The organism is Bowmanella denitrificans (assembly GCF_039522935.1).
Classification (GTDB): Bacteria; Pseudomonadota; Gammaproteobacteria; order Enterobacterales; family Alteromonadaceae; genus Bowmanella; species Bowmanella denitrificans.
Genome location: NZ_BAAAEI010000001.1, coordinates 22,692 through 35,061, shown reverse-complemented (window position 1 = coordinate 35,061; position 12,370 = coordinate 22,692). Strand labels below are relative to the sequence as shown.

10 protein-coding genes are annotated in these 12,370 nt (G+C 49.1%); 7 read left to right on the top strand and 3 right to left on the bottom strand.

The window, feature by feature from the left end:
* The first annotated feature begins 8 nt into the window (after nt 1-8).
* On the top strand, nt 9-449 hold the full coding sequence (gene msrB / locus ABD028_RS00140; RefSeq protein WP_102796322.1) for a peptide-methionine (R)-S-oxide reductase MsrB: 441 nt from the start codon (nt 9-11) through the stop codon (nt 447-449).
* A 94-nt stretch (nt 450-543) separates the two neighbouring features.
* Here the strand turns inward: msrB and ABD028_RS00135 are convergent, their stop codons facing one another.
* Nucleotides 544-1,083, bottom strand: a complete 540-nt coding sequence (locus ABD028_RS00135) for a PEP-CTERM sorting domain-containing protein (protein WP_343840203.1) — start codon at nt 1,081-1,083, stop codon at nt 544-546.
* A 703-nt stretch (nt 1,084-1,786) separates the two neighbouring features.
* On the opposite strand from ABD028_RS00135, the gene ABD028_RS00130 reads away from it, so the two are divergent.
* Together ABD028_RS00130 and ABD028_RS00125 are read left to right on the top strand one after the other, a co-directional pair.
* Nucleotides 1,787-4,918, top strand: coding sequence for a S8 family serine peptidase (locus ABD028_RS00130; protein WP_343840200.1), 3,132 nt, complete (start codon nt 1,787-1,789; stop codon nt 4,916-4,918).
* A 252-nt stretch (nt 4,919-5,170) separates the two neighbouring features.
* Nucleotides 5,171-5,941 carry a peptidylprolyl isomerase gene (locus tag ABD028_RS00125; protein WP_343840199.1) on the top strand — a complete coding sequence of 257 codons (771 nt, stop codon included), beginning with the start codon at nt 5,171-5,173 and terminating at the stop codon, nt 5,939-5,941.
* Here ABD028_RS00125 and ABD028_RS00120 read toward each other — a convergent pair.
* Nucleotides 5,894-6,808, bottom strand: coding sequence for a hypothetical protein (locus ABD028_RS00120; protein ID WP_343840197.1), 915 nt, complete (start codon nt 6,806-6,808; stop codon nt 5,894-5,896). The two genes, ABD028_RS00125 and ABD028_RS00120, sit on opposite strands and share 48 nt — an antisense overlap.
* A 229-nt stretch (nt 6,809-7,037) precedes the next feature.
* Between ABD028_RS00120 and ABD028_RS00115 the strand changes: the two genes are divergently transcribed.
* On the top strand, nt 7,038-9,485 hold the full coding sequence (locus ABD028_RS00115; protein ID WP_343840195.1) for a M1 family metallopeptidase: 2,448 nt from the start codon (nt 7,038-7,040) through the stop codon (nt 9,483-9,485).
* Nucleotides 9,485-9,997, top strand: coding sequence for a DUF6702 family protein (locus ABD028_RS00110; protein ID WP_343840192.1), 513 nt, complete (start codon nt 9,485-9,487; stop codon nt 9,995-9,997). The genes ABD028_RS00115 and ABD028_RS00110 overlap by 1 nt, the downstream gene beginning before the upstream one ends.
* Before the next feature lie 27 nt (nt 9,998-10,024).
* Here the strand turns inward: ABD028_RS00110 and ABD028_RS00105 are convergent, their stop codons facing one another.
* The gene (locus ABD028_RS00105; RefSeq protein ID WP_343840190.1) at nt 10,025-10,942 is read right to left on the bottom strand and encodes a LysR family transcriptional regulator; all 918 of its coding nucleotides are present in this window, start codon (nt 10,940-10,942) and stop codon (nt 10,025-10,027) included.
* Between the two features lie 99 nt (nt 10,943-11,041).
* Here ABD028_RS00105 and ABD028_RS00100 point away from each other — a divergent pair, with 99 nt between their 5' ends.
* Together ABD028_RS00100 and ABD028_RS00095 are read left to right on the top strand one after the other, a co-directional pair.
* A complete protein-coding gene (locus ABD028_RS00100) occupies nt 11,042-11,524 on the top strand; it encodes a GNAT family N-acetyltransferase (RefSeq protein ID WP_343840188.1) in 483 nt (160 codons plus the stop codon).
* A gap of 165 nt (nt 11,525-11,689) precedes the next feature.
* Entirely contained in the window at nt 11,690-12,361 is a 672-nt protein-coding gene (locus ABD028_RS00095) for a hypothetical protein (protein WP_343840185.1), read from the top strand.
* Nucleotides 12,362-12,370 lie beyond the last annotated feature (9 nt).

Genomic DNA, 12,370 nt, shown 5'->3' with positions numbered 1-12,370 from the left:
GAGTCGTTATGTTGAACTGGGCTGATGTTATCAATTTTGCAAACCAGGGCAACCCAAAGCCACCGCGTAAAGTCGTAAAAACCGAGCAAGAGTGGCAGGAATGCCTGGACGAAGAGGTTTACCGGGTGACCCGTCAGCATGGTACCGAGCGCCCTTTCAGCTCCGAAATGTGCGCCAGATTTGAGCCGGGCTGTTATACCTGCGCCTGCTGCGACACCTTGCTGTTTGATGCCGAGCATAAGTTTGACAGCCACAGCGGCTGGCCATCTTTTACCCAACCCGCCAATATCGATTCCATTGCCTATGTGATGGATGAATCTCACGGTATGCGACGTATCGAAACCTTATGCAATGTCTGCGATGCCCATCTTGGTCATGTCTTCCCAGATGGACCACCGCCTAGTGGCCTGCGCTACTGTATTAATGCTGTGGCACTGAAGAAGCTATAGCGCTCAATATATGACAGGGGAGCTGGATGAGGGGCTGTTCTTTGAATATCAGTGATGTTCAAGTGCAGCCCCAATGTTATCCGACCCGATAATCTTAAGTGTGCTGGCGGCGACGTAAGGCAAGTCCAACCAATATCATACTGAAGATAGCCAGAGTACCTGGCTCGGATACAACATTGGCGGTGCCAATTGACAGATTGTCGATGAAATCAACGAACTGATTATTTTCATCGTAAATGGTCAGTTCGGTAAAACCACCCAACAAGTCAAAAACGCCTTGTACGGCAAACAATGCACCGCCGACCATAAAGTCGGCATCAAAGTCGAAGAAGTCCAGGCCCGCATTAAGGTTGGCACTGTCTGCCGAGCCGATAAAGAAGAAATCACTAAAGCCAGTGGGCGCCTGTGCTTGAGCGTCCATATAAGTCAGGCTCAGCAGATCGGCTCGTTGCAAGTCATAGAAACCGTTTGCCAGTAAGCTGGCGCCCCGGGTGTTCACTGTAATTTGCAGTAGATCTGAACCATGAGGGGCGGTACCAAATCCTTGCGTAATAATTGCTGCATTGGCACTGAATAAACCGGACAACAGCAGACCCATGGTCATGCTGACATTTCTGAGTAGGGACATTTTCATCAGTTTGCTCTCATTGTTGTTAGTGAAAGGGTCAATAGCCGTTTTGGCTACTAAAAGTCTGCATAAGCAAGGCAAAAAACAGGCCAGAAGTTAGAACGGTATATTAATCAATGGATTGCTTAGGAATTCTAATTAGATGCGTGGGCACTTTATATGTGTGTAAATAAAACTGACAAAGGTGTTTTTTCTGGAATGATGTAAATTCACTCTAACCGAACATTCGATTTTATTGTGGAAACGATATGTTATATCAATACGTTTATTTCGTGTGATAGATATGTTGGTGGTTTTTTGTACTATCAATTAAAGGTGAAAGAAAAGAAAAGAAAAGAAAAGGCTATAGATATTTCCATTTTGGTAATGATGACAGGTTTTTTAACAGTTTGGTTACAAGTTTGGGTTGGGTGAAGAATTTTTTTAACTTTATGTTTTATAATGAAAAAGCTCCTTGCCTTCTTGTGTTTTGTTACTTTATATCTTTACTTTTTCTTATGTTGTGCCGCTGATAGAGCATAAAACTTTACAATATAGCGGCTTGTAGGTTTTGTTATGTTGTATCGTAATGATTTGTAGGTGTTTTTTTATAAAGGTACAAAAGTTGCTGTATAGGAACTCCTGGCTACCAAAGGGAAGTCGTCCTTGATGTACTGAAACTGAGTCAGGACATAAAAATAAACAGCAAGCTTCCATAATGGAGAAACTGATGGTTATAAAAAAGTCACTGTTATGTACCCTAATTTCCTTGTCTATATCGGGCGTTGCGATTCAAAGTCACGCCACTGAGTCTCGGGTTTCTGATGAACATTTCCCGCAGGAATTGGCTCAATTAGGCGGTAATCAACCTGCATCCGCCGCAAGCGGTGTATATATCGTTCAGTTAAGAGGGCAAAGTGGGGTGGAAAAAGCCATTGCTGCCAAAGAGTTGCTGCCAAGTAACCAGTTGGCCGGTCTGGCGGGTAACCAGTATAACCCGCGAACACCATTGCTGGCAAACTACACTGCCAGGTTGCAGGGCAGGCAACAAGCCGTGGCACAGCAGGTGAGTATTAATTTGGGCGAAATCGCTATACTGAACAACTTCACCCATACCTTTAATGGTTTTTCGGCCAGACTGAGTAAAGAACAGGTTGATGCGCTGTTACGTCACCCTGATGTACTGTCCATAGAAGAAGATGTGCTTCTTCAGCCTGATTCCGTTAACTCACCTACATTTCTAGGGCTGAACGGAGCCAATGGTCAGCATAGTCTGGGCATAAAGGGGGAAGATGTGATTATCGGTATCGTGGATACCGGCATCTGGCCCGAGCATCCCAGCTTTGCCGATGATGGCAGTTACACTTCGCTGGATGCAGGACGCTGGCGGGGTAGTTGTGACTTTGCAAACGATCCCATCGGCTTTACGTGTAATAACAAACTCATTGGTGCCCGCTATTTTAAAAAAGCTTATGAGGCCACCGGCAGTATACAGACAAAACTTGGTGAGTTTCCTTCCCCCCGTGATGCGGATGGCCATGGTACTCATGTGGCGTCTACCGCCGGTGGCAATGAGGTAAGTGTGGATATCGTTGGTAAGTATATAGGTATGGCTTCCGGTATTGCGCCAAGGGCCAGGATTGCTATCTACAAAGCATGCTGGGACTCAGAATATGAAGAGGGGGGGTGTCGGTATGGTGATACTATGGCCGCCATTGATGCTGCAGTGGCAGATGGGGTGGATGTAATTAACTATTCTATCAGCGGCAGCACCACTTCACTGGCAACTCTGGCTAACCTGGCGAAACTCAGAGCTTCGGCTGCCGGGGTATTTGTTTCGGTGTCCGCTGGCAATACTGGCCCGACAGCCAGCACTGTAGGTTCACCTGCCCCCTGGCTGACCAGTGTGGGAATGTCCAGTGTGGATGGGGAAGGTTTTCAGATTGGTAACTTTGTTGATGTAAATAGTGGTGCCATGGCCGGTACACGCTATAACGGCATTTGGTCCAGTAATGCACCCGCTCCAAATAGCGGTGGTCTGACCGCGACTATCAGTGCCAGTGACCCTGTGAAGGGCTGTTCATCATTCAACAACGCATCGGATATGGTCGGTAAAATTGCGGTTATTTCCCGCGGTGACTGCACGTTTAAGGAGAAGATTAAGCACGCCAAGGCCGCTGGTGCAGTGGGAGTGCTGGTTTATGCCCTAGATGGTCAATCACCTATTGACATGGACTGGGATGTCGACGGCAGCGAAATTCCTGCCGTGATGGTAAGGCGAGAGGATGGCCTGGCCCTGATTGATCAGGCCGCGAATGAAACTACTGAGATAACTTTGTCTGATGAGCTGTACGCAGTGGCGACCGGTCCGACAGTAGGTAGCATACTGGATAGAGAGTCGTCCCGCGGTCCTAATGGTTCCACCTTTGGGATGTTAAAGCCCGATGTTGCGGCCCCTGGGGTGAATATACTGGCAGGTAACACCATGGCGCCTATGTTTGGCCCGCAATATGGACTTTTTGCCTACAAGACAGGTACATCCATGGCGGCACCGCACGTGGCCGGTCTGGCAGCGTTGTTTAAACAGCAACACCCCAACTGGTCACCGGCTGCCATTAAATCAGCGCTGATGACCACCGCCAGACAGGATGTGATTGATGAGCAGGACGGTGAACTGGCAGACGTGTTTGGCATTGGCGCTGGCCATGTCGTGCCGGTATCGGCGCAGGATCCAGGTTTGGTTTACAACGCCGGATTTAACGACTATCTGGCGTTTTTGTGTGGTTTGGGGGAGCGCAGTACCGTTTCCGGACAAAGCCAAACCACCTGTAAGGAATTGGTTGCGGCTGGTTTTAACACGGATGCTTCGCAGCTTAATCACGCATCTGTTTCTGTGGGCGAGTTAAAAGAGTCGCAGACCATTTACCGTACTGTGACTAACGTCAACAATGCTGCATCGATCTATTTTGCCGAAATTGACATGCCAAAGGGCATTGATGTGCAATTGACCACTTTTGATGCGCAGGGCAATCCTACAGTAGATGGTGCGTTGGCGGTTGATGCTGCTGGCACGGCTAATTACGCACTGACTTTCAGCCAGACCGCAGCCAGTCAGTTTGGTGAGTGGGTGGACGGCAGCATTACCTGGCGTGACAGCCAGGGGCATGCGGTACGCAGTCCACTGGTTGTTAAGGCCGAGCCTAAGGATAAATTCAGTCTGCCAGCCTTTATGAGCCTGGATATGAATCGTGGCAGAGCGTCATTCCCGGTAAAAGCCAATTATTCCGGATCTGCGGGAGTCAATCTGATTGGTATGGTGCCACCTTTCCACTATACCACCAAGGTCAGGCAGGATGCTGATGGCAAATTCAGCTTTAATGAGTCGTCGCTGGCCAGCGTGAAGGTCACCGTACCTGCAGGAGTCAAGGTATTTAAGGCGAGTATCCGGGCTGAGGATTTAAGTACCGGTCTGAACGTGGATCTGGATATGATTGTGCATCGCTGTACAGGTTTTTCCTGTTCATTCATCGAGACCAGCTCCAATCCTGGCCCCAATGAGCAGGTGGTATTGCTTGATCCGCTGCCCCGCAACAGCTTTATCGGAGGTGACTATTACAAAGTTGACATTCTGGGTGTCGACCTACAGGGGCTAGGGGAAATTGAGCTGACCTACTCATTCTGGAATGTTATCGATACAGACAATGCGCAGACTCGTATGAGTCCCAGAGTCATCGATGGCCGCTTTAACAACGTTACTATCACCGGTAATCTGGATACAGGTATCAGGCATACCGGCCTGGTAGAGATGTTGGATGAGCAAGGCAATGTCAGTAAGGTCTCTGTGGTTGAGGTTAAGCCGTAATGTGATTTAATTTGATACAGGCGCAGCTTACTGCGCCTTTTTTTGTTTTTATGCCCACTAAACCTCACGCATTTGCAGTTGTCAGCCGCGATTTTGGCCGACTGCATTAGCAATGAACAAAGTTAATCACTCCCTAGAACCCTGGAAATACACTGGCTACAGCCGAACACAAATGAACACAAACTGATAAGGTTTTTTCTTTGTCCTGTCTCTAAGCTTCCCTGATTGATGTACCTATTGGAATCGTTAGGAATGAAGTTAACGCGTCGTTGGAATTCAATTCTTGGAGCAGGCCTGTTGTCTGTTGTGTCTTTGCCGACATTGGCGACTGTTGTGGAAGTACAAACCGTTATGGGCAATTTCCAGATCAACCTGTTTGACAACAAAACCCCCAAGACAGTGGAAAATTTTCTTGGCTATGTAAAATCCGGCGCTTACTTTAATAATGTGGTGCACCGTTCCATTGATGACTTTGTGGTGCAGGCTGGGGGTTATCAGTTTGATGGTCAACTGCCGCTCAATGAACTGAGTAAAGGGCCTAAAGTGGTCAATGAGCCCAAGCTGTCTAATGTGCGCGGCACTATTGCTATGGCCAAACCCTCGACTGATGCTAACGGTGCAACGTCTGAATGGTTTATCAATCTCAAAGACAACAGCGCTAACCTGGATGTTCAGAATGGCGGCTTCACCGCCTTTGGGCAGGTGCTGGGTAATGGTATGGATGTAGTAGACGCCATTGCTGCACTATCTACCTTTAATAAAGGCGGGGCCTTTCTCAATATCCCGTTGCGGGATTATCAGGGAGGCAGCGCGGATATCTCAGAAGAGAACCTTGTATTGATCACCGATGTGGTGGTGGTTGATGCAGCCGTTAGTACCCATCCTGAACTGAACCCCAAAACTAACACTTTGATTAATCAGTTACCGGAATCCGGCCAAAGCGGCTCTGGCGGCGGCAGTATGGGCTGGCTGACATTATTGGCGGGCATTGTGGCGGTGCGCTGGAGATATGCCAGACACTAATGCCTTGTCATCCGACTCACCCAGAACCTGGTGCCGGTAACGGTGCCAGAAATCCTGGTTGTCAGCAGCAAACCAAAAGTCCAGATTGCGTAGGTATGCCTCGGAGCGCAATACTAAGGGTAAAGCCTGGTTAATACGCGCAATACTTTCCTTACCCCATTCACTATTGCTGCATCCCACAGCACCAATAATGGGATTATTTTGATTCTCTTGAATATCCAGATAAGTCAGCTCGCCATGTTCGGTTAACTCAAAATGCCGGCCTATCACCCGGTAGTCCAGGCTGTAGTCCAGTTTGCCGTTTGCCACCAGACGTAAAGCTGTCATGGTTGGTTGCGGGCCGGAAAGCTGGGTATGTACTTTGCTTTGATCTGCATACTGGTCAATCACAGGTTGTAACTGTGCACCATATTGCCGACCTAAGGGGCGGCCAAACGAAAAACGCTGATCCTGCAATAATTGAGTTAATGGTACTGGCAAGCCGAATTCGGTTTGCATACTGGCCGCTATGCTTGGATTGGTAATGATCTTATGTGGTTGGTAGTACAGGGTGGCGTCACTGTATCTGGTACTGCTGGTGTCCTGGCGCTTGATCATGCAGGGAAAACACAGCGGCGCTCCCTGTTCACGTAACTTGGCGATTCTGGCTGGTGGCAGATTAAGCAATTCATGCTGACCAGGTATGTATTTCTGCATTTGATTGACCAGCACATCACAAAAACCTTGTCCCTGGTACTTTCCACTATGGATATGAAACGGTGGGGCATCGTTAATGGCCCAGGTAAATCGATGAGGCGCAGGCGTTTCCTGGCAAACACTGGATAAACAGAACAACAGGGACGTCAGAACAATCAGGACGGTACGCATGAGGATCCCTCCAATACAGCATCTATGCTCTATCACCAGCGTAGTTCATAATCTAATAGTTCACCCAGTTTTATCCGTTTTCCTCTGCCGTTGACCGATTTTGCGTCGCCCGGACGGTTATTTTTTTATCTGTTGTAAGGTAACCTGACCGATTAGGACCCGGATTCCAGGCGCCAAAAGAGCGGCCAGTTCCGGCTTGTGGTTCCACCTTAGTGTTTTTGGACATGTCATGATTAAACCATTGCTCGTTTCAGCGGCCCTGCTTTGCAGCCTGCAGGCCGGCGCTGATGCTATTCGCCAGACTAAAGGCGATTTTGAGGATAAATTTCGTCAACTGGATGAAGTGCTGCCTACCCCCAATGTTTATCGCAATGCTGCAGGCGAGCCTGGTCATCAATACTGGCAACAGCAGGTGGATTATAAAATCCAGGCCAGGTTGCTTGAAGAAAAGCGTCGCCTGGAAGCCAGCCTGACAGTTCACTATCGAAATAACTCGCCGGATACCCTGCGTTACTTATGGTTGCAACTGGACCAGAATATTTTCAAATCTGATTCTATGGCCGAACTCACCACTGCCTTTGCTGGCATTGGCCGACGCGGTCCGGCCACCGAAGCAGGTGATGGCAAAAAACCAGCCAAACTGAGTATGGATGAGCTGCGTCGCCAACAGTTTATGGCTGACCATCAATTAGGCTATGACATTAAGGATGTCATGGATGGTACCGGCAAGCCGCTTAAGGTCACCATTGTCGGCACTAACATGCGTATTGATTTGAATCAGCCGCTGAAACCGGGCCAAAGTACAGAATTTTCCCTGAATTATGCTTACAACATCGTTGAAGAAAACGCTGTTTCTGCACGCGGTGGCTACGAACATTTTCCCAAAGATGCCCGTGCTGGTGGTAACGATATCTTCCAATTGGCCCAATGGTTTCCGCGTTTGCATGCCTATACCGACTACGAAGCCTGGACCAACAAAGAGTTTCTTGGCCGCGGCGAGTTTACCCTGGAATTTGGTAACTATGACGTTGAGCTGACCGTTCCGGCTGACCACATTGTGGCGGCAACCGGCAGTTTGCAAAATGCCGATAAGGTACTGACCCGCGAACAGCGTAAGCGTCTGAAAGAGGCTGAAAAAGCCAAACGCCCGGTATTTGTTGTAACCGAAGCAGAAGCGCTGGAAAACGAGAAAGAAGGCACCAACGCCAGTAAAACCTGGCGATTTAAAGCCGAGAATGTCAGAGACTTTGCCTGGGCGTCTTCACGCAAATTTATGTGGGATGCCAAAGGCTATCAGCAAGGCGGCGATACACAGCCTCTGGTGATGGCCATGTCATTTTATCCTAAGGAAGGTGGCGATCTTTGGAAGAAGTACTCCACCGAAGCTGTGGTTCATACCATGCAGGTCTATTCACGATTCTCCTTTGACTACCCGTATCCTGTCGCACAGTCAGTCAATGGCCCGGTGGGGGGCATGGAATATCCCATGATCACCTTTAATGGCCCGCGCACCACGTTGCAGGATGATGGCAGCCGCACTTATTCGCAGGCCGAAAAACGTTTTCTGATTGGCGTGGTGATCCATGAAGTCGGGCATATTTATTTCCCGATGCTGGTGAATTCCGACGAACGCCAATGGACCTGGATGGATGAAGGCCTGAACAGTTTCCTGGATGGTGTGGCTGGACGGGAGTGGGATTCGGATATGCCCTGGGGTATCGAACCTTCTGAGATTGTGGATTACATGGTGTCCAGTACGCAGGTGCCCATTATGACGCAGTCTGATTCGGTATTGCGCTTAGGCCCCAATGCTTACACCAAACCTGCTGCTGCCCTGACAATATTGCGTGAGACTATCTTAGGCCGCGAGCTGTTTGACTTTGCCTTTAAGGAATACGCCCGTCGCTGGCAGTATAAACGCCCCACACCGGCGGATTTCTTCCGTACCATGGAAGAGGCCAGTGGCGTGGATTTGGACTGGTTCTGGCGCGGCTGGTTCTACAGCACGGATCACGTCGATATTTCCTTAGACAAGGTATACAAGCTACGTCTGGATACTGAAAATCCGGATATCGATTTTGCCCGCGATAAGGCTCAGGATCTGGATAAGCCTATGTCGATGAGCCTGGAAAATAACCGCAAGCAGGGCATTCGCGAATGGCGTGAACTCAATCAAGATCTGAAAGACTTTTATGATGAAAATGACCGCTGGACGGTCACTAACAAAGAACGTAACAAGTACAATAAGTTCATCAAGGGACTGGAAGATTGGGAACGTGCGGCCTTGGAACGCGCGGTACAAGAAGACAAGAATTACTATGTTCTGGAGTTTTCTAACCTCGGTGGTCTGGTGATGCCGATTATCCTGAAATTGGATTACGCCGACGGCAGCAGTGAAACCATGCGCATCCCTGCTGAAATCTGGCGCCGCAGCCCTAAAGAAGTGAAGAAACTGATTGTTACCGACAAGGGTAAGGAATTAACGCAGGTAGAGCTGGATCCGCGCTGGGAAACTGCCGATGCGGATATTGAAAACAACTTTTATCCGCGTCGTATAGTTCCTTCCAGAGTGGAGGCCTATAAATCTGAAAAGTCCAAAGCCAAGATCCATCGCGATATTATGCAGGACATCAAAACCGAGCTTAAAAACGATGATGACAAGGACAACAAGCAATAATGATTAAGCGGCATTTAAAACTGCTGTTCGCCGTCAGCCTGGTGTTGGCGGCGTTTGTCACAGTTGCTCATCAGCAAAAGGCGGCGGTAACCAAGGTGTTGTTTAATGCCCGTACCCAGCATATTGAGGTGATGCATCGCTTTTATTTGCACGATGCTGAGCATGCAGTACGGGAAATCTTTGGTAAAGATGCGGATATCATCAGCTCAGAGCAAACCCAGCGCCAGTTTGCTGAATATGTGGCCGAGCGTTTTGCCCTGTTGCGGGATGGACAACCACTGCCATTAAATGCAGTAGGGTTTGAAACCGAAGGGAAGTTCTTTTGGGTTTATCAGGAAACGCCGGTACCTGTCAGCCTGGAAGCATTGTCGGTGAAGCATAACGCGCTGCGGGATATCTGGCCGGAACAGGAAAATCTGGTTAATGTCGAAAAGGATGACGAGGTGAAAAGCCTGAACTTCAATGGCAACACGGAGTTGTTAGAAGTGCACTTAGGTGGTCACCACCATTGATTTATTCGCGGGGCCATTCGGCCCCGTTTATTTCTCTGCTTCCTTGCGTATATTCGCGATTCGCTCGCGCAACCAACGATGTGCGGGTTTGTCCTTGTTTACCTTATGCCAATAGAGTTTTAAGCGATAGTCTGGGATAGGCAAGGGGGGCTCAAACAGCTCGATATTTAAATGTTTGAGTACGGTATCCGCGATATGTCTGGGCAATGTCAGCAAGTAATCACTTTGCACAGCCAAAAAGGCAGCGGCCAGGGCGCTCGGAAGCTGCACCGCCACGTTGCGGCTCAGGCCCTGTTTCAGCAACTGTTCATCAACAATGCCAGAAGTCTCTCCCCAGGGTGAAATACGAATGTGTGACAGGGATAAAAATGTTTCCATGTCCAGGCCATTGGTAAGGGTGGGGTGCTTGGCTCTGGCCAGGGTGCAATAGCTACCCTGATACCAACTGAGTGATTCCACGCCGGAGTCTTTCATTTCATCATGGCTAAAACCAAGTACAAAGTCGATATTGGCTTCTTCCAGTTGGCGCTTAACACCGACGCGGCTGGCGGGCAGCAACTTCAGGCAAATGCCCGGCGCTTGTCTGGACAGTAGCCTGGTAAGAGAAGGAAGCAGGTTGAATTCAGTATAGTCAGTGGCCGCCAGCGTAAATTCTTGTTTGCTTAGCAATGGGTCAAAGTCGGGGCTGTCATTCAGGGCGGCGTCCAGTAAAGGCAAAGCCTGATGCAGACCGGCTGCCAGTTTTATGGCTCTGGGAGTAGGCCGCATGTGCTTGCCTGTTCTGACAAACAGATCATCCTGCAGACGCTGTCGTAACCTCGCCAACCCGTGGCTAAAAGCAGACTGACTTAAGCAAAGTTCTTCGGCGGCAAGGTTGACTGAGCCATACCGGTACAATGCATCAAACAGCAGGAGCAGATTCAGATCGAGTTGTTGTAAACGCATTTATATGAATAGTGTTCATAAAGATGTGAATAGTATGCATCATATGCAATATGTGGTTCAGTTAAAATTGTCCAGCTAAACCAATAACAGAGAGCGCGTATGACAAGTATCAGTATCAGGGCTGCACAGCGTGAAGATGCCGCCACTATTTTGCATTTTATTCGCGAACTGGCCATCTATGAAAAGGCCGAGCATGAAGTTAAGGCGACACTGGAAACCATTCAAAGCAGCATGTTCGGCGCGCAAAGCGGAGTGCATGGTTTGATTGCTGAAGCAGATGGCGAAGCGGTTGGCTTTGCGGTGTACTTTTATAACTACTCCACCTGGTTGGCTAAACCAGGCCTGTACCTGGAAGATTTGTATGTGTCTCCCGCTCAGCGTGGTAACGGCTATGGGGTGGCATTGCTGAAGCACCTGGCTGGCCTTGCCGTTGAAAAACAATGTGGGCGTTTTGAGTGGAGTTGTCTGGATTGGAACACCCCATCGCGACAATTTTATGAAGCACTGGGCGCCGAGCCTCTGTCTGAGTGGATCGGCTATCGGATGTCAGGTGAACGACTTGCCGCATTTGCAGCCAGTTAGTGTTGCTTCAGCCAACGATGATGCATCTAAGTGTTGGTTGTCAGTGAACTTTATTAACACTTTGGCATCTACACTGCATGTTTTGTTGTCACTCGTATTGTTTTGCAAACGGAAGTCAAAAATAGCTTGAAGTCACCGTCAGTATTGCCATGGATAGGTGTATCTGTGGCTGTCCATTTACTGGTGGTGCTGGCCTTATTGCAACAGAAAACGGTGCCAAAGCTGGCGACATCAGAAAACACCATCAAGGCCCGGCTCTGGACTATGCCCAAGGTTGCGGCCCCTTTACCTCCTGAGCCTGCTGAACAAGAAGCGGAGAATACCCAGACTGCGCAAATGCAAGCTCCTCCAGATGTGCCTGACATTGTGCAAGAAACTGCAGTTCAGGGCCTGACAGCTGCTGAGACACCGACAGTGGCTGAGAAACCTGAGCCTGCACAGATCGCTTCCCCTCCGCCAGAGCCGGTTGTTGCCGAAGCGCCAAGTCAAAAAAGTGAAGGAAAGGTTTTAGGCGGTGCAAGCGAGCATATGTCAATGGCGCAGCGTCATCTGCGCAACTGGCAGGCTGGACAACAGCAGCAAGTGGCAGAACAGGCAACCAGAGAATATCTTGAGAAGCGAGCTAATCCTATTGGTGAAATTTCTGATTATTCTCACCGATTGAGTGAGGATGAGCAGCGAATTCAAGACCTGGTGGTGGAAGCAAACTGTGATTCGACAGGCAACCAAATAGCTACCGCTTTACTAGGGTTTGCCGGGGGCATGGTGAAATGCAGCAAGCCCCCGCCTGTTCAGAACTTTATTGATGAGCGTCTTAAGCGTAATAATGTGAAATAGCGCCATGCA